Genomic DNA, 22,735 nt, shown 5'->3' with positions numbered 1-22,735 from the left:
CTCTCTTTCCGGCACATCAGGAGCTCAGTTGGCCTCCGTTTTCCGGGCGGAAGAGCCTGCGGCCCACCAGCAATTCCTCCAGCTTTTTGGCCAGCGCCTCCACAATGGCGTGGCAGGGGCGTTTGTAGCCTGGTATTTCCAGGCGTTGCAGCCCGGCACACTGGAGAATTTCGTATTGGTTCAACATGAACAGGGTCAGCTCCGAGATAAGCTGGTATCCCTCCATATTGTCCACGTCGGTATGGCCTTCCTTGGCGGTCATCAGACCGATGATTCCCACGGCCACCGTAAAGGCCCCGCAGCAGGACACTTCCGTCTGCATCCCGATACCCATTACCGAGAACATCTTGCGGGTTTCCTCAGATAAATGGAGGCCATAGTATTCGTTGCAGGCCCGGAACATAGCTTCGGCACAGGTCAAGTCGGTGTCGATGTGGTAAAAGTTGACTAGCTCGTAGAGTTTCATGTTTCCCATACACTGCTCCAATCGCAAAGCATTTCGTTTTCTGTCACCCGGCGCAGCTCGTCCCGTACTTCCATCAGCGCAAAGCCCAGCAGGTTTTGTCCCCGCCACTTCATCGGGTCCTGAACCTCGGGGGAGTTGGCCGGGAGGCGAATACCCCAGATGTTGTCATAGGGGCTGGCCTCCACCAGCACGCTGTCCCCGGTGGAAAGGAGAAACTCCCGCAGCTCCCGGTTCTGGCTGAATTTGTGCCAGTTGCCAAGCAGCACGATGGCGTATTTGAACTTGTCCCATACTTTCTGGTCAAAGCCCCGCACCTTGCGGCCCAGGGCCTTGATCTGCTTTGGGTCGCTGCATTTTAAAATCTGATCCCGAATTTCTTTGTCACCGAACAACTCGGCCTTGGCAGCCATCATATACTGCTCCATGCAGAGGTAGGAGTCAGCCGTCGTATAGAAGTCCTCCATCCACCACTGGCTAAGGCAGCTTTTTGTCAGCTGGCCGTCTTCAGAAGGCTGATGCCCCCAGAACAGGCACAGCTCTCGCGTTCTCCCATCGGCAAACTCCTGCTGAAGCCACTGGCGGGTGTACTTGGGCTGGCCCTCCGGCTGCCACGCATCCACCAAGAAGTCACCATGCTCCAGCACCTTGCCGCTGTCCTCGTCATCCCACCAGCCCCTCCAGGTCACCGGCTCGGGAAAGAGGGTGCGATATTCCGTCCGCTCCTCCGGGGAGAGGGTGTCCAGCCAATCGCCAAATCGGTATATGTAATCCTCCCCATAGCCCATGCGCCAGCCAATGGAGTATCGCTCGATCTCCCGGTGGGCCAGCCAAGGGGGAGGCATTATTTTCTTATCTTGTAGTGCCATAGGGTTTGTCCTTTCTTGTTTGATGCTGCCGCAGTTCTTCTTTCACATCCAGCGGAGCGCCGTCCAGGGATGTGATTTGTGCCAGCTCTGTTTCCGTCAGATTTTTCAGGAAAATGCAGTATTCGTCCGGGTGGCCTCCCACAAACTCCATCTTGGCCATCTCAGTTTGCTGTGGATCAGTGATCCACAGGCAAGGGTCTCCCGTTGCCCAAAATCGGGTCAACGTAAGGATTTGACCATTGTAGAGAACTTTCTGTTCCATACCTGTACCTCTTACCGCAATTGTCTCTTTTTCTGAGAACATTGTATCATTGTATCATTTTTAAAGTCCTATAAAGTTCCAGACAATGTGCATTTTAGTCTGGAATGGTGATTTCGCTGACCTGTGCCCCAAAGTCTTCCAAGAACAGTTGGACGTTTTCGGGGGAGTCAGGGGAGAAGCTATCAGAGAGAATCGGGACACCGGTGGCCAATACGGCACTGTCCTGTCCGACCACAAAGGAAACCATGACTGGGGTGGCATTTTCATAGGTGTATAGGTAGAGGGTGTTTTCAGTCAGGCCATCGCAGACGAAGGTGTCCGAAACGGTGCAGATGCTGGCAGCGGCCAAGGTTTCTGCACCGTCCATGGCATTGATCTGGTTGGCTGCGGCACTCTGGATGGCGGCATAGATGCGCTTCTGCAAAGATTCAGGAAAGCCGGTCAGATCGGCCTGGCCGGTAAGGCTGGTAACGGCCTGGTCGGAAAATTGGATTTCATAGACAGCTTTGGGCTGGGAGAAGTCCCCCTGGCCAGCGTTTGACAAAATTTCTCTCACAGCGGTATCGCCTGTAAAGAGGGAAACCCAGGCTTCGCTTTGGATTGCTTCGTTCATTTCAGATACCAGTGCAAGGCCCTGACTGTAAAGTTCCGAAGCAGGGGAGGATGTGGTTTTGCTGTTACAGGCCCCCAAAAAGAGGAGAGCCGATAGAGATATCGCTGGAACAAGAATTTTAAGGTGTTTCATATTTTGTACCTCTTGAGATCGTTAGAAACTTATAACGCGCTCGGCAAGTGAAACCGGAATGGTTTCAAGTCTTTGGTCTTCGTTGTTAGATCAGCAACACTTTTTTGCAGGTTTTGTACCTGTTCCAAATATTCCTTAGGCGCATCAATCTGCTTTAGGTAGCCTGTATAGCGGATGATCTGATCCAGTGCCCGTTTCCTGTATTTGGCGATTTCGCCTAAACCGGAATAATTGGGGCCTGCCACATAGCTTGGAACATCTATGGCCTGAATCATTTCTGGATCAGGTGAACCATGTTCTTCTTTCTCAGATTTGATGGCTGACAGCATATCTTCCACAGAAAAACGAATGCCGCGCTCACAGAGAAACCGTAATTCATCAAACAGGCGGCACTCTACAAAATGTTCAGCCAGAGGTTCAAAGATCACATCATCCTGATACCAGCCTCCGTGGGCGCAGGAAATCAGTTCCCGGTAACGCTTTTCTATGATCCACTGGTGCAGTATCTCTTTGCTGCCGAGCATCCATGCGTCCAGACGGGCCTTTGTTTCCTCGGGGCTATCGTAGGCTGTTCCATAGCAGGGCAGGCCATTGGCTTTTAGCCACTTGGTCACTGCCTTGCGGAATTTTGTGTAGCTCAATGTACTGCCCCCTTCATGTTATTTTATTTCTGCCCGCAGTGTTCTCTTCATGTCCGCCAAGTCTTTTTCCTCTAAACCGTATGCTTGCTCGATCAGATTCGCATATCGGTCTACATACTGCAAAAAATGCGCTTCACACTGTAAATCGTACAGCAGCAGGCAGCCGTTGTGGAACACAATGGGATCAGGCTCCGTCTTTTCCTCCTCAATTGCCGCCAAACGTAGAACCTCGTCAGCGATGACAAGCCGTTCCGACTGGCCCTTGAGTTTTGAAAGTGCCATTTGTGCATAAGCGGCAACTTCATCCTGTTCGTATAAGGCAGCCTCTGTCAGTTCTTTCTGGACAAGGAGAAGCACTTTTTTATCCCACATCTCAGTGCTTCGCAGGAGAGCCAGCACCAGCATCCTTCTATGAATGTCCCGGTTTTCCCAAGAATCAAGTTCCAGGAATAAATCCATTTGTTTCACTTGGTCTGATTTGCATGACCATTCAGACAACTTGGCCCGAAACACCTGATAGGCTGACATCATTTCAAGCCATGCTGGACTATGATCTTTGCTGAACTCTATCATACAGCTTGCTCTCCTCAAAAATCACGAAGCTCATCAAATTTATCAATCAGGGCGTCTTCCTGGAGCGTGTCGCCCGGCAGGGCATCCAGAATACCCCGCAGGGCCATGTAAATTTCATCCCGCTCCTCGGTTTCGATAAAGCCCATCTTGTTGAAGGTCTGAGTGTAGGCTGCCACCGCCTCCAGTGCCTGGGCCTGGGCGTCCTCGCCCGGTTCAGCGGCCAACTTCATCAGCTGGGAACGGGTCTTGCGGTATTGATTGGCTGCCTTTTTCGCAGCGGAGGCGGGGATATGCTCCGCACCGTCCCAGCCTCGGAAGGGATTGTCAAGGTTTTGCGCCAGCCACTCCGGTTTCCGGGCCTTAGTGATCCGCAGATCCATTCCCGGCTTGCTTTTCCAGAGCTGCTTTGTCGCTCTTGCCGCCGTCTCCGGCAGGCTGGTCATCCAGAACCATCGAAGCTCCGGCATCTGCTCCGGGGTGGGGATATCGTCCGCCCCGAAGCCGAACAGGTCAAAGGTGGAGAGATTCGTCAGTTCCCGGAACCCTTCCACGGCGGAGAAGTTTCCTAGGTTTCCCGGTGCGCCCCAGAGTCTCAGCTCCTTCAGGTGGGGATGGACAGCAACCAGCCCGGTCAGATCAAAGTCCTTCAGCTCGATGCCATGCAGCCCCCATAGGTTCGGCAGTTCCGTGTGCGGGCGGTATTCCTCGATAAATTGGAGGGTCAAATTGCCGCCATCTTCGGGGGCGTGGATGGTACAGGCGTCCGGCCCCTTGTTCTGGAACAGGAGCTGCTCTGTGTCCTCACCCAGCCACAGTTCCTCCAGCCCGGTCATGTCCAGCATCAGCTTTCGGATGCTGGTGCCCCGCAGATCCAGTGTCCTCTGACCGTGGTTTAGCAAAGTCACTTCATCAACAAAGGGGTTTCCCCGCAAAAACTCCAGCAGATCCGGGTGCCACCGCTCGCAGATGAGGGTGGAGAGGCAAGGCAGCGCCTTTAGTTCCAGCGCCGAATCGAATGGTGCGTACTGGTCCATCACCCGATGGCTGCTGACCTTCAGCGGGATGCCGCCGATCTCCGTTTGTTCGTCGCTCTCCATGGCCTCCTTAAAGGCCCGCCGCCGTTCCTCCGGAATGGCCTGCCACCGGATCTGGAGATACACATCATAGCCGTCACTCCAGCCTCCGTAGGAGCGGCAGGGCTGGTCGGTGAAGGGCGGCAGTGTGCCCACCAGCTTATACTGGGGCGGGACCTCCATCGGCACCCGCAGCAGGTGGAGGTCGCGGGACCAGTACATGAAGTCCTTGTAGAGCGGGCGGAGATGGGGCAGTTCGTCCGCGGTTAGAGGGGCGTCTCCCACCCAATCCAGAGAGAGGACCACCGCCCAAGATTCTTTGCTCACCGTGTCCGGCGGCGCAATATAGGCTACCTGGCAGGCGGTGTAGCGTTTCAGATATTGGTTGTAGACCGTATAGACCTCTCCGGCGCTGGCTTTCATGGCAGCACGCTCCTCTCATCCGTTCTTTTCCAGATAGAATCCCCGTCATGGCTTCCTTTTCATCTTCGGTAGGAATAGATTTCTCTAATAAGCAGAGCTTGTAATTTCAAAGCTAAAATTCATATCTGCATTCATTGTGGCTTCTTCGCTTGTGACTGGTTGTATCACAAATTCAAATGTAGGTTCATAGTCCCCATCCTGCAATGTTTCTCCACCTAAAATCTCGATATGATACCAGCCATTTGTGAGTTCAATCATTGGTTTCTTGTACACTCTATAATAAGAAATCAGATCGTTCACCTTTTCAGGCGTAAATTGTTCCAATATCGGCCATGTAAAAAGCATCAGCGTATTATGATCTACTTTGAGGGAATAACCACTTTTTCTAAGTTGCAATCGGTTTCCTTCTTTGCACAGCTCTGGTCTATCACCAGAGAGATTGAACAATATGGTATAGGGATAGTTTTCAATACCGGTCATTGGGATTACAATTCCTTCGGCAAACACCCTGTCGCCGCTTTCGTTTGTGGTAAACTCCATCGCTAAATCATCTGAAAGATGATTTGCCTGCTTCCAGTCCTCCAGCAACAAAATGTCACCAAGGAGAAAATAATTAACAAGATCATTTAATACTTCCGTAAACCTATAGATCATCCATTATACCTCCCTTACAATCCTGTCCGCTGCCAGCCATCCAGCCGCTCCTGCACCGCGTCGATCCTCCAGCCATCGCCCACACGCTTCATCAGGAAGCGGCGGTCAAAGCCGGTATTTTGCTCTTTGGTGTAGATGTAGAGCTTGTTCTTGGTGATCTGCTCCGCATCAAGGAATTCTTCCCCGTTGTAGGTGCCCTGGGCACTGTAGGAGAGGCCCAGAGGCCGGTAGCCCGGACGGGGCTTTTCGCTCACATACTTCTCCCAAATCGCCAGCAGGCGGGGCACCGCCTCGGCATCTTCAAACCCGGCCTGCTCCATGTACTGCTCCCATTCCGTCATTTCTATAAAGAAAGCGAACAGCACCCTGCGGCATTCCTCCGCTGCCTTCTCATCTAGCTGGACGGGCTTTTTGGCTTTCTCCCGCTGGAGCTGGGAGAAGTGTTCCATCTGCTCTTTGGTGAATTGCACATGGGCTACCGGTTCGATGTAGTTGTTGCTGGCGACGGCCAGCAGGCCCTCATAGGTAACGGCGGTATGGTCTATCTGGATGTGGGAGAGTTTGGGGATGGAGGCCGCCTGGAGCAGCCCGGCATCATCCAGCCTGGTGCGGTTGAGAGTGATAAGGTCCAGCTTGCAGCCTTGCAGGGCGGACAGACCGCTGCCGTGGATGGCGGCATTGCCGTCCAGCAGCAGATAGCGCAGCTTGGGCATGGCGGAAAAGACAGGGAAACAGCCGTCAGTGAGGGCGCCGTCCTCAACGCCGAAGTTGGTCATGTTTTTGTGTCCGGCAAAAGGGGAGAGCAGGTCATCCGTCACCGGATAGCCTTTCACATGGAAGCCCACCAGGGTGTAACCGGCCAGCCGCTCCATGATCTCTGCGGTCAGCTCCGGGACTTCAAACTGCTTTTCTCCGTCTAAGGTCAGGACACCACTTACCCAGTCTGCTGTCCGTGCCCGTTTTGGCCATTCCATGGTTTGCCTCCTTATGCCTGTTCTTTGTAGCTGGATTCAATGTCGATGAAATGCACATACACGGCGCAGACTTCGCCCTTTGCGTCATAGCCGAAGTAGACCGGATAGTAGCCGTCACCCCAGCCAGAGGCGAAGATGGGCAGATTGCAGTCGGTGTCCGGCACGGTCCAGTTGAGCCAGTCGCCATAGCTCGATTGATATTTGGGATGGGCTTTGGCGTTTTCTTCCAGAAGGTCGCAGAACAGGTCGTTATAAGGGTCGATATCCGGGTCTTCCTCCAGCCGCTTGGCCCAGTAGGTCTTGAAGGCTGCCTGGGTCTGGATGTCTGCCACACAGCCCATCCCGGCGTCTACGCCAAAGCCAAAATAATCGTCCTCGCCCAGTTCCTCATTGAGGTCCTCTTTGCCTGTCATGGCTAGCTCATAGCGGACAGGCTTTTCCCCACTGACCTCCACCTTGGCGCAGGCGTAGCGGTCGCCGTATTTTTTACTGGGCACCACACAGATCTTTACTGGATAAGTCCCGGCAGGGATTGTCTGGATGAAGGGCAGCGTGTCTTCCAGCTCCACCAGCGGGTCACAGGCGAAGATAGTTCCGGTAGGGAAGTGAACTGCGCCGATGTCCAGCACGTCCACTTCCATAGTTCCGATTGCTTTTTCAGTAAAATAGGCTTCTAGGTCCGTTTTGCAGGTCAGTTTGTCTTTGATGGTTTCATATCTGTTCATCCATTCGGCAGTCGGCATACTTGTTTCCTCCTGTTGATTCGGTTTGAGCATAGGTTAGCTCTCTACGATGCGAACCTGTTTTCCTCCAATTTCAATTTCCAGCTTTATGCCATAGTCCTCTGCCCATGCGGGGCACTTACTGAGCAGGGCCAGGACGCGCTCATCCGGTTCCCGACCAAGGGTCACCCGCAAAATCACGGACCAGTCCCCATATTCCCTTTGAAATTCCTCGCTCTGGGTGTGGTTCAGGTAGCCCTCCATCTTGTCGAGCAGGGCCTTCTGTGTTTCCGGGGAGCCGTCAATGAACCCGTTGCAGACGAGGACCATTAAAACTTCCTTTGTTTCGGGTTTTTCCGCCAGAATGTCGATCTTATCCAGGTCGCCAAACATATTTTCAATGGACATTGTTTTCACCAGTCCCTTTCCCGGATGGCTTCCTCCATATCAATGGGAATGCCAAACCACTTCAAAATGTAGTCTACTGTGACGCCGATGCAGTCCCGGGCCACCGTTTCAATCTCGCTGTCGTTCTCATAAAATTCGTCCTGGAGGTCATTGATCCCGCAGACCGCCTCGTCCAGCGTTTCCTGCACCACTTCGGTGTCGGTTTCGCCGCTCTCAAGCAGGTCGATGACCTTCTGGAGTTCGTCCTTTACCTTGTCCACCAGAAAGGTAGGATAGTAATCGTCCTGATACATCTCGTCCAGCAGTTTGTAATTGGGGTCAAATGCTTTCATAGGGATTGCTCCTTTCATTTTTCCTGTATTGCTTGCAGCCTTTCCCGCCACAGCGGTTCTTCAATCATCTCATCGTTTTGGTAAAAATGTTCCTTGTCACGGGCCAGATGATCGGCAAGCGGAGGTGCGTCCAGCGGGGTGCATACCGTAAAACTGTCCCGATCCGCCCCCTTGATCTCCCGGTTGAGGTAGTACACCCGCCTGGTATCGCGGGAATACCAGTGACTGAGCAATTCCCATGAGGGGAGATCTGCCTTGGGGAGCTGCTTACCGTAAGCATAGATCCGTTTCTCATCCCTGGCAAAATAGGTGTCGCCCAACGAGCGAAAAGAGGAAACTTCCGCGCCTTTGATGATCTTCACCTTGCCGTCTCCGTTGTGAAAGTAGACCTGCCGGCTGTCCTTTGCATATCCCCGGGGCGCACCCGAATCGTTCTGGCCATTGTCTAATACCTGGAAGGCTGCCAGCTCTACATCTGGGATTCTCCCGCTGGTGGTGTAGACGGCTGTTTTATCCATCGCGTAGGCATAGTTTAGTACCCGAAACGATGCCGGGTCTGCTCCACGCAGACGAATCCCGCCGAGAAAGCAGGCCGTAGAGGATTTGCCCCAGTAATGCCAGCAGCAGAAGTCTTTGGGTGAAACACCCTTCAACAAGCCGTTTTCATATAGGCCAGAGAAATAAACGGCTCCATCTTGAAGGAAAAACTCGTTGTCCACCGGCTCTATGTTTGTGATCGGCTGCAGCACTTCTTTGTGATGATCTGTTATGCTCAGCTCGATTTCATCGTCACTATAAACCAAATGGAGCCCATGAGGGGCCTTTCTATCGAAATGCAGTTCAATGTCATGATATTTGAGGATGAGAGGTTTCCCGTCGCTTCTCATGGTGGAAACAGCATCGGGCTTGCCGAAAATTTCTATCACCTCATCCTGTGACATTCCAAATTTCAGCGGTGAAATGTTCTGGGGATTCTGCAATATTTGATTGCGCCAAGCCGTAAAGTTCTGTTTCATGATTTTAATAGCACTGGAGGATCAGCCAGATCCGGTCAAAGCGGCGGACGGCCAGGTCCTCTTTGGTAATGTAGAAATAGATGTGCCCGCAGTCTCCGAACATCAGCTCAAAGTCGCCAAGCTCCACGATATCCAGCTGGAACAGCAACATCCAGCGGTCACGGGCCGTTTCTTCCGCCCGCTGACGGACCTCCTTGGGGATATTGAGCCAGCCGTTGCCCAGATAGTAGCCCTGAGTCACCAGGTCGCACTCGTCAAACATGCTGTTCTGGATCACATCGGGCCAGCCCAGCAGCTGGGAGCGATCATCCGGGTTCTCAGGGTCCTCGCCAGTCAGTTCATCCAAAGCATCGTTGAAAGCGTCGTCATCCTTTTCATCCGGGAACACCTCGCTGAAGTCCTGCCAGGAAGGATAGGAGGTCTTGGCATCCAGCTTGATCTTGACCATGGGAAACTTGAAATCCTCTCCCATCTCCGCAGGAAAGTTCGCAGCGGACAGAGCCGAAAGATCTTCAAACCAATAAACGCAGGCGCAGCCCTTGTCCTTAGGATCATAGCCCCAGCACTGGGTGTCCGTTTCATAGAAGAAGGAAAGCAGGCCGTGATCGGGCAGAAGATGCTCTTTGTCAAACTGGGCCAGTTCCGCACAGTTGAACTGAGCCAGGAAAGTGAGAGGACGATTCTTCACCACATGGTCATAGCTCTCGCCCTCATAGGTGGGCCAAACGAAGTCCGGCGGCACATCCGGCTTCCCGCCGAAGCGGGTAGCGCCCAGCTTGTATGTCTCTTTTCTGGCAATTTTCAGCTGAATGCTGTTTCTGCCCAACGACTCCAGTTTTTCTTTGATGCTCATGTCAGTTCCTCCTTGAAGAGTTCTTACAGCTTTCCGTCCAGTGCCTCCACGGTTTTCATGGCAGCGGAATCAAATTTGCATTGTCGCAGGTCCCGTTCGATCAGGGCAAACACATTTGGAAAGCACTCAATCTCATCCTGGTACTCATATTTCGCATACAGTTTCCCGTACTCGGAGATCCAAACCTCCGCCGGGTAGTAGTAGCCGATATGACCGATAGGCTGGCATTTTTCACCGGCAGCCTGTTCGATCTCTGCCAGTTCACAGCCGGACATATCCCGAAAATAGGCTTCTTCCAAATGGTTTTTGATCCCGTTGACCAGGTAAGGGAACAAAGCGAATTGGAAGTCAGCCGCCCAGCTCAGTTTTTTCTGCTCCAGGTACCACTCACAGCACAGGCCGAAATACTTGCGATAAAACCGCTGGGTAGTCTTCATCATCGGGACGCCATGATCGGCGTAATACTTCTCCGCAATGGAGATGTCCACTTTTCGCCCTTCCTGCCATCCGGCGTACTCCATCAGCTGCCTGACCTTGTTTTTGAGATTGCCGGAAATGGGGATGCGTTCTTTGATCATGGTGGTTACCTCCATTACCAGATTTCAGACATTTACAACTCTGCCACAAACTCATAGAAAACTGCAATGATGTTGTAAACATCATCGTATGTAAACAGCCGGTAGTGCCGATAGATGCCTTTGTCAAAGTCCTCCCGCACCGGCCAGAGACTTCAGCCAGGTGCTGTCCTCAATTAAATCGAAGGAACTGCCATCCAGATACTCCGTCCCAGCCATATTTTCATAGGTGTCCAATTCACAAGTAAAATAGGCCAGCACCTGCCGGAAGGTGAGTGTATAGGGAAACCAGTCTTTTTCGTCCCTGCGCTGGGAGATTAGATGGCCATTGATGTCCCCCGTAAAGGTCAGATTGTTCAGAGCATCCTGTTTCACCTGGTCCAGATAGATGCAGTCCCGTCCTTTCAAAACACCTAAGCAGGTATTAACAGCAGTCGCTTTTTCCATAGGCAATTCTCTCGCATCAGCTTTCATGGGTGATACAGAAAATCTCCTTGTTCAAGTCAAAGTAGATTACCATCAGCTCGTCGGTGATCTCCGGGTTGAAGGACAGATCTATAATGAAAACCTGTTGATCCATCTCGTCATCCACCAGACTGCCGAACCGTTTGAGCTTCAAAAAGTCCACCATCTCGGCAAAGGACAGCTTGGATGGGTCGGTTCCCGGAAAAAGTTCCGCCGCAATATCCGGGCCTACATCGTCCCGGTGGAACTCCATGAAAAATGTCACAACGCTATGGTAGCGGCTGTCCTCGTCCGCCAGCGCCGATTTGATGGCGGCTTTGGCCTTCTCCGCCAATTTCTCCGCCTCATCCAGCATTTCTCCCACCACATCCATGGCAGCAGGATCAGCAGTCAGTTCTTCATCTACATCGAAGAGAAAGGGCAGTCCCGATTCCTCGGGAAAGTTAAAGATTTCCTCACCGGGCGTATATGTAAAATCAATGCGTTTACAGTTCAGTTTCATAATGCTATCCTCCTTACCCCTCAATGTTGGCAGTTTTGAGGCCCTTTTTCAGGGAGCCGTAGACCGTCACCGCATGGTCGGTGAACATCTCGTCGCAGTCAAACCAGGCGGTGAAGCTGCCGCCGGAGGTGACGGACAGGCTCGTCAGGCTGATCCGCCGGACAAATTCCTCCTCGGTGATGGGGTCTGTTTCTGGGTCACGGGGATTTTCTTCATCTTGGGAGAGCCAGTTGTTGGCCAGTTCGGTCAGGTTCTTGGCTGCAAGCTCCCGCATGGCTTTGTCCCAGGTTTCACAGTCGGCCAGCAGCTTCTTGGCGGCACTGCGGGCGCGGGTCCAGGAAGGCTTGCTCTCAGAATTGACTTCCAGAGAAAGGCTCACATCCTTTCCGTACCACTGGATTTCGCCCTCAAAGGAACCGTAGTCCTTGTCCAGTGTCAGTTCTCCCAGCACCTGGTCCTGGATCACCACCGGCTTGTGGTATTCCTCCAGAACAGCCCCGAGTTCCGGGCAGTCCTCATGGGTCTTGACCTCCTGGGAGATACACCAGGGCCGCACCACCAGATCCTTTGCCCATTCTTCTTTCATCCGGCGAATCTTCAGGCGGCAGATCTGCTCTTTTTGAAAGCGGCCCCAGCCCTTTTCGCCATTGCGTTCCTCATCGGTGACCGGCCAATCCAGCTGCTCCTCTTTGGTGCTGACCTTGCCGGTGTCACAGAACATGATGCCCAGCGTCACAACGGTCATTTCCCAAAAGTTGCCTTTCCAGTTAAATCCGCCCCCAATGCAGCGATTGATCAGAGCGACCACTTCCTGCTCCTCGGGCTCGTACATCTCATAGAATTCTTCAAACATCTGTGCAGCCTCCTTTACAGCAGTTCCAGCACTGCGGCAGCAGGCTGGGCAAACTCTGCCGGGACTTGCTCCAATACATCCTGGTAGGCTTTCACCGCCTGCCAGGAGTAGTAATAGAAGCTATAGAACAGGTCATCCGGGAAGACCTCGTCCTCCTCGTAGCGCATCTCATCTTCTTCCTCGTCATATTCCTCCGACCACAGGTATTCTTCCTTCAGCAAATCGGAGAAGCAGGGGAGGGGAGAGGCGTGTTCCATCTCATCCCCATCGTGAAAGCACTGGAGGATGCAGGCAAAGAAGTCAAGCAGCTCCCCGGCCAGGAAATGGGCCGCAGGGTTCTGCCCACTGTCTGCGAGGGCCTTCTCCAGAATTCGGCACAGGAACACCATACCGAAAGGGGTAGCGTGCCACAGGGTACCCTGGTGCTCCATGTTGGTGGTGAGCTTGTAGAGGGACTCTTTGACGGATGCCAAATCACGCATCTGCTCCAGCACTGTCAGGTGTGCGGGAAAATTCGTCCCCCGGCCATAGGTGGTGGTGAGCCGGTGCCACGGGACATCCGTGACCTTGAGATGGGTGATGTAGGTTCTGTTTTCTTCTGTCATGTTGCCGCCCTCCTTTATTCTGCTGTCTGGCTGCGGTACTCCTTCTCCAGCGCGGTGTACCACCGATTCAGCATGGTTTCCAGGCTGGTTTTTCCTTTTCGATCAAAAAAGGCAAGGAACTTGTCCAGCAACTCAGGAAACAAATATTTACCGGTATTTGTCAAGTCCTGGTTGATATAGACCATCCGCAGGATACGGCCCTGCCGGTCCAGAGGGTTCTTTTTCAACAGTTCCTTTTCAAAGCAGAAGCGCAGGAAGACTACATTCTCATCGTAAAAGTCCTCCACCACAGCCGCGCCAATGCTGGTGTAGGTGATGTCGTACACCAAACGGCTCCAGTCAAATTTCTCAGCATAGAGCAGTTTTAGTGCCTTTGACCAGTGTTCCTCCGGGATCACCAGCATCCTGTGCTGGGCGGTGCTGGAGTAGCCACGGTAGACGGGGTCCGGCTGCCCCAGCAGTTCACTCACACTGTCGGCGTAGACGAAGCACAGTTCCTCATCGAACAGGCCGCCGATGAAGTTGCCATTGCAGTACAGCATATAATTCTTGGACTTGGCCGGAGAATAAGAGAGGCTATATTCCTGCGAATCCAGGCTTTTATGTACCTTGTTCAGAAAGTCTATTGATGTCATGGCTTTACTCCTCAAACTCGCCCTCAATCATCCCGTTCAGATACCGGCCGGGATCTGCGATGAAGTCATCCCATTTGGCCAGAGGGTGGAATTCCTCATGCTCGATGTCCAGATACCACAGCTTTTTGTCCCTGGGGCTCCACAGCAGCAGATAGTCGCTGTAGTTGTCCATCTGCACCATCAGGGAGAGCAGCTTCTTCCGTTTCCAAGTCATCTCCTGTACATCCATGAAGGAGTAGAGTTCCGCCCACTTCACCCATTCCTGATCCGGGAACTCCAGCCGCAGGGGGCCGGTCTTCAAGTATTCCACCAGCTTGGCAGGCAGCTTGTAGGGCATAAGCTGTCGGAGCTTCTCCTGCTCGTTGTGCCATTCCTCCGGTTCCAGGGCTTTCAGGTAGTCGGCCAGCTCCTGATTCTTGTTCTGCACCGCCACGGTGTAAGGCCGGTCGCCGTATTTGTCAGCAATAGTGATGTCGGCTCCTTGCTCAATGAGCCAGCGCACCATGGGGAGATTTTTGTGTCGGACAGCTTCGGTGACAGCGGTGGAGGCGTTTGGAAACACCATGTCCGGCTTGTGGTAATTGATGTCCGCACCTTTCTCCAGAAGCAGCCGGGCAAGTTTGATGTTGCCCTCGGACACAGCGGCCCGGAATGCCTCGCCGCCAAACTTCTCCACCGTGATCCCGGCTTGCTCCAGTACCTGGATATTCTCCGGGCGCTTGCCCCAGCGTACTTCTTGGAAGGCCCGCTCTTTCTGCTTCGAGCTGAGTTTTGCGGCCTGTCCAGCAAAGAGCGCCACCACCTCTGGCCCACAACAGCGGGCGGCGGTGAGCAGCAGGGGCTGTTCCTCTGCCAGACCGGGGTCAGCTCCATGCTCCAGCAGGAAGTGGATCATGGTCACATCATTCCGAAAAACCGCGATCTCCAATGGCATCAGCTTGATGTATTCGCTGAGCTGGATGGGAACATCTAAATCCAGACCGCCTTGGAGCAGCGCCTCCAGCTTGGGCGTGTCATGGTCACAGATGGCGGCAGCCGTTTCCGGGAGGGTCTCCCAGCGGCCAATATATGCAATTTGGTACATAAGGCACCTGCTTTCTCGACTTGTACTCATTCATCCCCGAACCGCTCAGCAGCGTCTTTGTAAACAGTGATGCTCTTAGCCACCTTCTTTTTCTGGCTACGGATGCGGAAATAGTCCCACAGAACGCGCTTCAGTTCCGGGTTCTCCACCTTGAGGGGCAGCAGGCTGATGAACATTTCGTCGTAGCTTCCATATAGCACACCGCCCCGGTTGTAGGTCTGCCATGTCACCGTAGGCTTGCGGCCCTCTGGGTCCTTGGCCAAATCAAAGAGCCACCGCTCATCCAGATCCACATAGCGTTCAATCATAAACCTTGTGTCATAGGTTCCATAGCTATAATCCCCCCAGAAAATCAGAGCGATCATTCCATCCGGGCCCAGGCGTTCATAGGTCCAGTCTTCCGGATAACAGCGGTAATGGAGCATTCCCAGCGCATGGAACAAATAGCCTTTTTGCGGCGTATCCAGAAGGGGCGAATAGGTCTCGTACACCTGCTCCTTGGGCTGGGTGATGATCGCCTTCATAAAGACCGGCATCAGCCAGCTGCCGCCGTAGCGTTCATTCAGCTCATCAGCCAATGCTTGCAGTCGCTCATCCGGGTTGCGGATCAGGGAGGCGGTCAGCACCACAGCGGGAATTTTCTCTTTTTCCTTGGGTGTGGCATCCCAAATGCGAAGCCCGTCCGTAATCCACCAGGAGGTACAATCATCATCAGAATAAACAGGCATGCGTTTCAGCTGGGCGATCCGCTGGGTGTTTTCTGCCAGGAAGCGGTAGACCTCCAGCATTTTAGGCGAGGCTTTCCCCAACATCAAATGGAAACAGAAGTTCAGTTGTTCTATATCCAGCGGCTTTGTGTCCCCCTCGTCCAGCAGCTGGGAGAGAGTCTTCAGAATAACTGGGGCAATCTGCTCCGATACACAGTCGGAACAGGCATCCGACATGATATTGCTGCCCATCCATTTGCCCTGGACCAGCTTGGCCCACAGTGGGGCAGCAGGGGCATACTCCAGCTGCGCCAAAGCCTTTTGAGCAGCCGTTTTGCACTTGCCCTTTTCTGTATTCACAAGCTGGAACAGCAGTTCGCCGTTTGCTTCATCCTTGCCCAGCTCCAAAATGGCCTGTTCTCGCTTTACGCCCTTGGGGGGCAGTTGTTCCAAAGTCATCATTCATTTTCTCCTATCCCACAATGGTGGTTTCCTTGACGGCCAGATTGTCGTAATTCATGGCGATCAGCTTCTCGGCGGCTTCTGGGGTACACATGAACCAGGTGCTCACGCCCCAGGCATCCATCCTTGTGACGGTGAAGAAGTCGGTTTCGGCGGGAGAGGGATTTCTGGCGTCAAGATAGCGGTCGGAATAGAGGTAGACCAGATCCACCTCCCGATCCGGCAGCCACTTGGCCCGGCGCGCACGCGGTTTACCATTTTTCAGAGTTTTTTCTCTGGGGTTCTCAAACCACGCCAGTTCCTTGAGCTTCAGACCGGTGAAGGTATCCATGAGCCGCTGGGCAATCTCCCGGTGGGTAAATACTCCGCAGTCCCAGGAGCCCATCAGCCATGTCTGTATAAAGTCGCCCACCTTGCTGCCAGGAGCAGGCGGCCCATAGACGCTCTCGTCCGCCCACATGACCTCCATCTTTTCACATTGATCTGGACGGGGACAAGACTGCTTGTTGCCATAGCGGTACATGATATTCACATAGCCGAAGTCCCTGCCGGTACGGTCATGACCGACGGCTTCTACTTTATAGGCAGTTATGGACATTGCAGTTCCACCTCCTGAGCCAGTACAAATCCGCACAGTCCAAGGGATGAGTCAATGACAAATACCCGGATGCGCTCCCGCTCCATGCGCCGCCGCAGCTCCTCGATGCCGCAGCAGGCAGGGAAACCATAAGGGATGGTTCTGCCCAGCAGGTCTTTGTACTGCTCCAAAAAGCCGTCCACGGTGATCTCATCCATGCCAAAGAGGATGTTGTCCTGAATCACATTCTCAAACCAGTGGGCCATCAGACCGGTAAAGTGAACGGATACCTTCTCTCCGGCCTCAGTCCGGGTATCCATGTGCAGGGTGTGGGCTTCAAAGTCAGCGCAGCAGCGCAGAACTTTGTTGTCGCGCAGGTTTTCAAAGGATTGAATCAGGGTACTCACAGGGATTCCTCCTCGTCCATGAGCTGCTCCTGAACCTCTTTGGGCAGGTCGTTCCATAAAATGTCGTATGTAAAATTCCGAATCTCCGGGTAACATTCCCGGGCGGTCTTTTCTGCCGTCTCCCGGTCCAGGTAGTGCATCTCCTGGTGAAAAAACCAGTTGAGCTTTTCCAACAGCCGATAGAGGCGGATCTGTTCTTCTTGGGTCATGGGATACAGCCTCCTAATGCGGCACCATGACAAGGCTCCAAATGCTGGTCACAATCAGCACGATTCCCAGCAGGAAGAAAATCACCCGGCGGGAGCCGCGGCCATAGCGGTGGGAATCCGGCTTGCCGGTAGGGTCGCAGAGCCAGTTCCAATTCAGAATCGAGCCAGCCACGGACACAACGCCCATGATCAAAGTCACCCACTCCCAGTGTGCCTGTAAAAAAGCTGTGATCTTTTCGCTGTTCATTGAGGTGTCCTCCTCTCTTTACCCCTGTATATCCGCATCAACAGCCCCTTTTTTCAGGGTGCCGTCCACTGTGATAACATGGCCCCAGAACAGATCGTCGTCCTCAAACCATGCAGTAAAGCGCCCGCCAGGCGAAACAGAAAAGTCTGTCAAAAAGATTCGCCGGGCAAATTCCTCCTCGGTGATGGGGTCTTTCTCCGGGTCCCGGTTGGTCTGGTCATTGTCCGCCAGCCACTCGTTGGCTCGCACCGTGAGTTTCTGGGCTGCCATGGCCCGCAGGGCCTTGTCCCAGGTCTCCTGATCGGCCAGCAGCTTCTTCATCACATTGACGGCGCGGGTCCAGGAGGTTTTCTTTTCCATATCTACGTCCAGCGAAATGCGGACTTCGCTTCCCATCCACTGGCAGGCCCCGTCGAACATACTCAGTTCACGGTCCAGAGTGAGGGTCCCCAGCACTTCATCTTTCAGAAGGATAGGTTTTGTGTACTCCGCCCAGATCGCTTCCAGAGCAGGGCAGGGGACGTTTTCCTCCAGCACGCCTGTGACATACCACTGGGGTTCGCTGAGAGCATCGCCTTTCCAGCCGCGGGCTTTGATCCGGTAGACCTGACCCTTGGCAAAACGATTGGTGTATGTGCCTGACTCCCGTTCCTGGTCAGTGAGGGGCCAGCTCAGGTAACAACGGTCGGAAACCACCTGCCCAGTCTGGGCATCCGCCATGGCCAGAGCATGGGTATGTGCCGTCCAAAAGGTATCCAGAAAAGTTTTGTCGGCGCTGGTGCCGCTTTGGATCAGCACCAGCTTTTCTTCATCTTCCGGGGCATACAGGGCAACAAAGTCCTTGGCCGTTCTCTTTTTCATGGACTTCTCCTTACGCAAATACTTGCCGGTATTTCTCTTTCAGGTCTTTCGGCGCAGACTTGATGACTTTGCTGCCGCCATTTTCGGAGGATGAACCCCAAATGGCCCAGAGCACATCACGCCATAGGTAGGCCAGCGTCCTTTTGTCACTGCGGGATTCGTCCGGCAGGTAATATTCCAGATGCCCTTTGATCTCCAGCAGAGCATCCAGGCTCTCCTCATTGGCGATCAGAGTGCGGAACTCCTTTACGGGCTTCAGATTCTGCATGGACTGGACACCGTGGACCAACACCGGCAGAGACTGGGCAGTAAACCCGTACTTCTCGAAAAAGGTGTGAATAAACTTTTCCTGCAAAGAGGAGTGCTCGGCATCACAGCGATCCAGGTAATCGCACACCAGCCGCCACCACTTCGGCCCCTCCAGCCCCAGGGCAAACACGGCAAAGGTGCCAGGCATGGCACAGGATTCATCTGAGAGGTTGTTGTACCACTCGTCCTCCCGCATGGCCAGCCCAGCATAATTCTCCATTCGGACATGAAGGCGGGGATACCGCACCGCACAGGCAAAGAGCTGATTGACGCCTTTCCTGGGCAGGCCGGGAATGGGCAGGTAGATCTTTTCGGGCCCCCTGAACTCGATGGAATAGCTGCGGGGGAACTCCGGCTGCTCCAAAATCTCAATCAGATAGGTGAGAGCTTCCTCACAAGCCCCCTCGCCGCAGTCCCTTGCGGTGATACGGATGGTGGCAAAGGCGTCATTGGCTGATGCGGTCAGGTGCTTGGTCTTTCTCTTTTGGATGGAGGGCGGCAGCTTGCCGCTGCCATGGATTTTCAGTTCCTTTACCATGGCGGGGCGGAGCTGGGAAACCAGCCCCAGGATATGTTCAGTGGTGAGAGATTCAAAGCTCTGCCCATACACCGTATGGCAGACGGCCACATAGCAGGCAAAGTGCAGCAAGCCGTCATCCACATCTTCCGGTGGCAGCTCTGGGCGAACCGTACAGGGCGGAAAGACGGAGAAACCATCGTCCCGCTCTCCCACGAGGAAGAACCGATCCTGCACCTGGCTTTCGATGTACTTCTCCTGCGTATAGCGGATCTCCTGCCAGCCTGCCAGCCGCCGCAGGGCATCGCAGAAGGTGACTGCTTTTTCGTAAGGAAAGCCCTTCAGCGGCAGTCTGGACAGATATCGTTCCAGCAGCTGATCGGGGAGAAACGGCGTTCCGTTGTGGTTCCGCACCACGGTGGGGAAGGCGGCGTGATTTTCTCGGGCAGTGCCGTTCAGGATATCCTGTATGCAGAGATCGGCCTCTGCCAGCACCTCCGGGGAGGTGTCCGGCTTGTGGATTAGGTAGTAGCGGTCATGTACGCCGTCACGCTTGGGCAAACTCATGGCGCGATCTCCTTTCAAGTCTGCTGATGCTGCATGGAGACGATCTGGCAGTCCGGGCAGAACTCCACATAGAGGGTTCCCTCTGCACAGTCAAACACCGTATCCCACTGGATCTGGGCCAGATACTTCATGGGCTTGCCGCACTGGGGACAAGTGGTATATTCTGCATCCTGAACCCAGTTGCCAAAGCCGCCGATGGTGTTTACATCCTCACGGGCGCATCCATAAAACAGGGGAACAGGAGATTTGCCCAGCACAAAGGGATTCTCGGTGAGGGCCTTGTACTCCTCGGGGCTAACATAGCAATCCATCTTTTCCTCTTCGTCAAAAAGTTCAGAAGGAAAGATCTCCACGCCGCCGTCCAAAGTGAAGCGATTGAAGGCTGGACCTTTCAAAAATCCCACACAGCTGGGGCAGCAGGTGGCGGTCAGGATGCCATTCAGCCCCAGGAACCGGAGCCGCTCGTCCCGACCATCCAGTACCAGCATATCCGCCATACGCCCGCCGCAGTGGGGGCAGGTGTCCTTTCGCGCCCGACCAATGCGGACGGGGGATGCTTCGCTGGAAGCTCCCTTGACCATGGGATAACAGGTGTCGAAGGTGAGCTGGGTACGGCGGCCCTCTTTATCAAAAGTCCAGCCGCCGATCTGGGCGTAGCTGGATGGGTCCACATAGAGGCCCTTTCGCCAGGGGCGAGGATTCCGCTCCAGCTCCAGCAGTGTCTCCATTGCTTTGTCATCTCCCTGCATAGCAAGGCAACACATCAGGTTGGAGGCCGCGCTGGAATATTCCGCGGACAACAGCGCATGGATCAGGCCATCCCGCACATCGGCGGGAGCGTGATAATAGATCTCACAGGGCCAGAACACCTCTGCGGCCAGAGCAGCCCGTTGAATCTCCGGGGTGATGGCGTCCTGGTAACTGAGGAGCTGCCAAAAGTCAGTGAGTTCCGGGTCCTCCATCTCTTTCAGCCGCTGGATGTTCTGAATTAGATTTTGCTGCTTTTCCGCGATCTGTTCCGGTGTCCAGGCGAGGGCCGCGTTTCGATCCTGTTCGCACCTGCATTTCCAGCACAATCCCTCATAGCCCAAAGGTGTCCCACAGCTGGGGCAGGTATATTTCAGACTCATCTTGATTGACTCCTTTCAGATAAAAGAAAAAGCCCTGCATTATCCTGTCACTTGGACAGGACAAAGCAAGGCGCGAAAAGGCTGCACAAATCCAGACCCTACCTGTAAAGCGGGCCTAGGTCTTTGGCAGACCAGCAAATTATAGGAAAAAGAAGGGGCAGCTCTGGGCTGCCGGAACAAAGATTCCATAAGAGAGCCTCATCGTTAGGTGAGTTGTCTTGATTTGAAGAAAAGCAAAGATGATTTTTATAATTATACCACAAATCCTTGGAAAATGGGAGAGCCAAGCAATAGGTCTGCAAATTTGCACGATTAAAATAATTTTAGAAAAAGCGATGGAAAAGAAAAGGGTGGCAAACATAATAGCGGCCCTTGTTTTGTGTATTGCCAAAAACAAAGAGTTGTTTGATGATGCTATATCAACAATATAACGGCAGCGTGGTATTATGATATCAAGATACAAACTGTAGTTTGAGAGGTGACTTGAATGGAAGGTTATGACCTGGGAGTTGGCCGCCCCCATACTGAGCGGGTATATGTAAAGGTAACAGCTGAGTTTGATTCTACCGGGTATATGCAGCCGGTGTCCATTACTTGGTCAGATGGCCGGACTTTCCCTATTGAAAAGGTGCAAGGCTTTCGTCCGGCAGGGATGACGAGGAACGATTTGGCAATGGATTATTTTACCGTTTTGATTCATGGTAACGAGAAGCTGCTTTTTTTGAACATATCGACCCTCGGTTCACTGGCCGTCTTGGTCGCTGGTTTGTAGAAAAGACTGTACCCGGTTGTTAATGGTGTGATATTTAGAGTTGAAAAAAGAAATTTTTTGACTCGACAGGCTTCGACAGAATAAACCTTGATTAAAAAATCACATTCCACTATAATGGGCCTTAATTTAACCTGCTATCAGCACTATCTACTGTAAACTCAAAATCAAATTCACAAAGAAAAGGGGGGCATTTTAATGGCTTCAGACCAGCGAATCAACCTGAGCGTGTCCAACTGTCCCAAGTGCGGAACCCGGCATATGTGTGGAAAAATTATAGTCATTGGCTATCATCAATGCCCCAAATGCAAACGTCATTGGGTAATTGAAATGGAACATAATAAAGTGATTGTGACCCGTGCATCCAAATTTTTTGAAGATTTGGCTGTGAACCTCGCATAAATAACATTGAATTAAAGAATTACATAACCCAACAAGTGAATATTGTATTGAGACATACTGTAGAGGTGTTGAACTGGGTTTAAGCCCTTAAGAACACAAGTCAGGAGTCAAAAGTTTGTTCGATAGGACTGAACCGGCTATAGGCCGGACGAGCCGGCAGACGGAAGCAATTCCCCAGAGGAATTGCGGCTGTCTGTCGGCCTTTTTTATTTTCTCCTATCTTACCAGATAGCACAGGGAGGTGCTTCCGTCTCGCCACACAGGAGTGACGTATGCGCCAGTGCTGGGAGACGTATATCGCCAAGTACCCCTGACCTTCGGATTTTGACCGTCAACACACGCTTCAAAATCTGGAGGATATCCTTATGCGCTTTGATCCTGTTGAATGTGGAAAGAGAATCAAATCCCTGCGTGAAGAAAAAGGACTTACTCAAATGGAGCTTGCTGAACAGCTCAATGTCGGCCTGAATCATGTGAAAGCACTAGAACGAGCTAGGAGAGTGTTCTCACTGGATCTGATGGTAGAGCTTTCTGTGATTTTTTCAGTGTCGTTAGATTACCTTGTTTTGGGAAAAGCGTCAAAGCTTGGTTATATACATTCTGAGCTTGATACAGTGATCGATACTTTGGTTCAAATGAAGAAAAACCTGTAACAGGGTTGTCTACGAGAGAGCCTTAGGCTCTCTACAAGAGAGTCCCGCAGCGGAAATTTCTAATGTATCATATAGTCACAGCAAGGGACTCCCCCCAAAGGGAGGACAAGCCCGAAGCTGGCGGACCTTGAAAATTGAATAAGCAGCCTCCTGGTACTTCCAGACAATGATACTTCCGTAACTCGCGGCCC

General features: G+C 53.0%; 32 protein-coding genes. 3 read left to right on the top strand and 29 right to left on the bottom strand.

What is annotated here, in order from left to right; translation table 11 throughout:
* Positions 1–16: 16 nt before the first annotated feature.
* The 29 genes from JCM17207_RS08915 to JCM17207_RS08775 all read right to left on the bottom strand — a co-directional run bounded on the left by JCM17207_RS08915 (position 17) and on the right by JCM17207_RS08775 (position 20,720).
* Positions 17–475 (bottom strand): C-GCAxxG-C-C family protein, encoded by a 459-nt coding sequence (locus JCM17207_RS08915; RefSeq protein WP_238317322.1) that lies wholly within the window; start codon positions 473–475, stop codon positions 17–19.
* Entirely contained in the window at positions 463–1,332 is an 870-nt protein-coding gene (ybiA, locus tag JCM17207_RS08910) for a riboflavin biosynthesis intermediates N-glycosidase (protein WP_238317321.1), read from the bottom strand. Before ybiA ends, JCM17207_RS08915 begins: the two co-directional genes overlap by 13 nt.
* On the bottom strand, positions 1,316–1,594 hold the full coding sequence (locus JCM17207_RS08905; protein WP_238317320.1) for a hypothetical protein: 279 nt from the start codon (positions 1,592–1,594) through the stop codon (positions 1,316–1,318). Before JCM17207_RS08905 ends, ybiA begins: the two co-directional genes overlap by 17 nt.
* Positions 1,595–1,688: 94 nt before the next feature.
* On the bottom strand, positions 1,689–2,339 hold the full coding sequence (locus JCM17207_RS08900) for a hypothetical protein (RefSeq protein WP_238317319.1): 651 nt from the start codon (positions 2,337–2,339) through the stop codon (positions 1,689–1,691).
* A gap of 29 nt (positions 2,340–2,368) precedes the next feature.
* Positions 2,369–2,980: a hypothetical protein gene (locus JCM17207_RS08895; protein ID WP_238317318.1), complete on the bottom strand. Its 612-nt coding sequence runs from the start codon at positions 2,978–2,980 to the stop codon at positions 2,369–2,371.
* A gap of 18 nt (positions 2,981–2,998) precedes the next feature.
* Complete coding sequence (locus JCM17207_RS08890) at positions 2,999–3,553, bottom strand: hypothetical protein (protein ID WP_238317317.1); 555 nt, start codon at positions 3,551–3,553, stop codon at positions 2,999–3,001.
* 14 nt (positions 3,554–3,567) lie between these two features.
* Positions 3,568–5,049: a hypothetical protein gene (locus tag JCM17207_RS08885; protein ID WP_238317316.1), complete on the bottom strand. Its 1,482-nt coding sequence runs from the start codon at positions 5,047–5,049 to the stop codon at positions 3,568–3,570.
* Positions 5,050–5,133: 84 nt separating this feature from the next.
* On the bottom strand, positions 5,134–5,703 hold the full coding sequence (locus JCM17207_RS08880; RefSeq protein ID WP_238317315.1) for a hypothetical protein: 570 nt from the start codon (positions 5,701–5,703) through the stop codon (positions 5,134–5,136).
* Between the two features lie 14 nt (positions 5,704–5,717).
* Positions 5,718–6,677, bottom strand: coding sequence for an NTF2 fold immunity protein (locus tag JCM17207_RS08875; protein WP_238317314.1), 960 nt, complete (start codon positions 6,675–6,677; stop codon positions 5,718–5,720).
* Between the two features lie 11 nt (positions 6,678–6,688).
* Entirely contained in the window at positions 6,689–7,420 is a 732-nt protein-coding gene (locus JCM17207_RS08870) for a DUF4241 domain-containing protein (protein WP_444979639.1), read from the bottom strand.
* A 36-nt stretch (positions 7,421–7,456) separates the two neighbouring features.
* Positions 7,457–7,807, bottom strand: coding sequence for a DUF6572 domain-containing protein (locus JCM17207_RS08865; RefSeq protein ID WP_238317312.1), 351 nt, complete (start codon positions 7,805–7,807; stop codon positions 7,457–7,459).
* A 5-nt stretch (positions 7,808–7,812) separates the two neighbouring features.
* On the bottom strand, positions 7,813–8,139 hold the full coding sequence (locus JCM17207_RS08860) for a DUF5713 family protein (protein WP_238317311.1): 327 nt from the start codon (positions 8,137–8,139) through the stop codon (positions 7,813–7,815).
* Between the two features lie 14 nt (positions 8,140–8,153).
* Positions 8,154–9,155: a DKNYY domain-containing protein gene (locus JCM17207_RS08855; RefSeq protein WP_238317310.1), complete on the bottom strand. Its 1,002-nt coding sequence runs from the start codon at positions 9,153–9,155 to the stop codon at positions 8,154–8,156.
* A gap of 4 nt (positions 9,156–9,159) precedes the next feature.
* Positions 9,160–10,008, bottom strand: a complete 849-nt coding sequence (locus JCM17207_RS08850) for a YwqG family protein (protein ID WP_238317309.1) — start codon at positions 10,006–10,008, stop codon at positions 9,160–9,162.
* A gap of 23 nt (positions 10,009–10,031) precedes the next feature.
* Positions 10,032–10,586 (bottom strand): SUKH-3 domain-containing protein, encoded by a 555-nt coding sequence (locus JCM17207_RS08845; RefSeq protein WP_238317308.1) that lies wholly within the window; start codon positions 10,584–10,586, stop codon positions 10,032–10,034.
* A gap of 123 nt (positions 10,587–10,709) precedes the next feature.
* Positions 10,710–11,030: a hypothetical protein gene (locus JCM17207_RS08840; protein ID WP_238317307.1), complete on the bottom strand. Its 321-nt coding sequence runs from the start codon at positions 11,028–11,030 to the stop codon at positions 10,710–10,712.
* A gap of 16 nt (positions 11,031–11,046) precedes the next feature.
* Positions 11,047–11,550 carry a DUF2004 domain-containing protein gene (locus JCM17207_RS08835; protein ID WP_238317306.1) on the bottom strand — a complete coding sequence of 168 codons (504 nt, stop codon included), beginning with the start codon at positions 11,548–11,550 and terminating at the stop codon, positions 11,047–11,049.
* Between the two features lie 13 nt (positions 11,551–11,563).
* The gene (locus JCM17207_RS08830; RefSeq protein WP_238317305.1) at positions 11,564–12,403 is read right to left on the bottom strand and encodes a DUF2262 domain-containing protein; all 840 of its coding nucleotides are present in this window, start codon (positions 12,401–12,403) and stop codon (positions 11,564–11,566) included.
* 14 nt (positions 12,404–12,417) lie between these two features.
* Positions 12,418–13,008, bottom strand: a complete 591-nt coding sequence (locus JCM17207_RS08825; protein ID WP_238317304.1) for a hypothetical protein — start codon at positions 13,006–13,008, stop codon at positions 12,418–12,420.
* Positions 13,009–13,022: 14 nt separating this feature from the next.
* Positions 13,023–13,643: a hypothetical protein gene (locus JCM17207_RS08820; protein WP_238317303.1), complete on the bottom strand. Its 621-nt coding sequence runs from the start codon at positions 13,641–13,643 to the stop codon at positions 13,023–13,025.
* Between the two features lie 4 nt (positions 13,644–13,647).
* Entirely contained in the window at positions 13,648–14,727 is a 1,080-nt protein-coding gene (locus JCM17207_RS08815; RefSeq protein WP_238317302.1) for an ankyrin repeat domain-containing protein, read from the bottom strand.
* A 26-nt stretch (positions 14,728–14,753) separates the two neighbouring features.
* A complete protein-coding gene (locus JCM17207_RS08810) occupies positions 14,754–15,896 on the bottom strand; it encodes a hypothetical protein (RefSeq protein ID WP_238317301.1) in 1,143 nt (380 codons plus the stop codon).
* A 10-nt stretch (positions 15,897–15,906) separates the two neighbouring features.
* Positions 15,907–16,494 (bottom strand): hypothetical protein, encoded by a 588-nt coding sequence (locus JCM17207_RS08805; protein WP_238317300.1) that lies wholly within the window; start codon positions 16,492–16,494, stop codon positions 15,907–15,909.
* Positions 16,485–16,880, bottom strand: coding sequence for a hypothetical protein (locus JCM17207_RS08800; RefSeq protein WP_238317299.1), 396 nt, complete (start codon positions 16,878–16,880; stop codon positions 16,485–16,487). The genes JCM17207_RS08805 and JCM17207_RS08800 overlap by 10 nt, the downstream gene beginning before the upstream one ends.
* Positions 16,877–17,089 (bottom strand): hypothetical protein, encoded by a 213-nt coding sequence (locus JCM17207_RS08795; RefSeq protein WP_238317298.1) that lies wholly within the window; start codon positions 17,087–17,089, stop codon positions 16,877–16,879. Before JCM17207_RS08795 ends, JCM17207_RS08800 begins: the two co-directional genes overlap by 4 nt.
* 13 nt (positions 17,090–17,102) lie before the next feature.
* On the bottom strand, positions 17,103–17,336 hold the full coding sequence (locus JCM17207_RS08790; protein WP_238317297.1) for an Imm17 family immunity protein: 234 nt from the start codon (positions 17,334–17,336) through the stop codon (positions 17,103–17,105).
* An 18-nt stretch (positions 17,337–17,354) separates the two neighbouring features.
* The gene (locus tag JCM17207_RS08785) at positions 17,355–18,197 is read right to left on the bottom strand and encodes a DUF2262 domain-containing protein (protein WP_238317296.1); all 843 of its coding nucleotides are present in this window, start codon (positions 18,195–18,197) and stop codon (positions 17,355–17,357) included.
* Positions 18,198–18,207: 10 nt separating this feature from the next.
* The gene (locus JCM17207_RS08780; RefSeq protein ID WP_238317295.1) at positions 18,208–19,590 is read right to left on the bottom strand and encodes a DUF6138 family protein; all 1,383 of its coding nucleotides are present in this window, start codon (positions 19,588–19,590) and stop codon (positions 18,208–18,210) included.
* A 14-nt stretch (positions 19,591–19,604) separates the two neighbouring features.
* Positions 19,605–20,720, bottom strand: coding sequence for a hypothetical protein (locus JCM17207_RS08775; RefSeq protein WP_238317294.1), 1,116 nt, complete (start codon positions 20,718–20,720; stop codon positions 19,605–19,607).
* A 239-nt stretch (positions 20,721–20,959) separates the two neighbouring features.
* Between JCM17207_RS08775 and JCM17207_RS08770 the strand changes: the two genes are divergently transcribed.
* The 3 genes from JCM17207_RS08770 (at position 20,960) to JCM17207_RS08760 (ending at position 22,544) form a co-directional block, all read left to right on the top strand.
* Positions 20,960–21,151, top strand: a complete 192-nt coding sequence (locus JCM17207_RS08770; RefSeq protein ID WP_238317293.1) for a hypothetical protein — start codon at positions 20,960–20,962, stop codon at positions 21,149–21,151.
* A 56-nt stretch (positions 21,152–21,207) separates the two neighbouring features.
* Positions 21,208–21,492 carry a hypothetical protein gene (locus JCM17207_RS08765; protein WP_238317292.1) on the top strand — a complete coding sequence of 95 codons (285 nt, stop codon included), beginning with the start codon at positions 21,208–21,210 and terminating at the stop codon, positions 21,490–21,492.
* Positions 21,493–22,256: 764 nt separating this feature from the next.
* Positions 22,257–22,544 (top strand): helix-turn-helix domain-containing protein, encoded by a 288-nt coding sequence (locus JCM17207_RS08760; RefSeq protein ID WP_238317291.1) that lies wholly within the window; start codon positions 22,257–22,259, stop codon positions 22,542–22,544.
* Positions 22,545–22,735: the final 191 nt, after the last annotated feature.

The organism is Faecalibacterium gallinarum (genome assembly GCF_022180365.1).
GTDB classification, from domain to species: Bacteria; Bacillota; Clostridia; order Oscillospirales; family Ruminococcaceae; genus Faecalibacterium; species Faecalibacterium gallinarum.
Note: the sequence above shows the minus strand (reverse complement) of the source record. Positions and strands in the feature narration are given on the sequence as shown.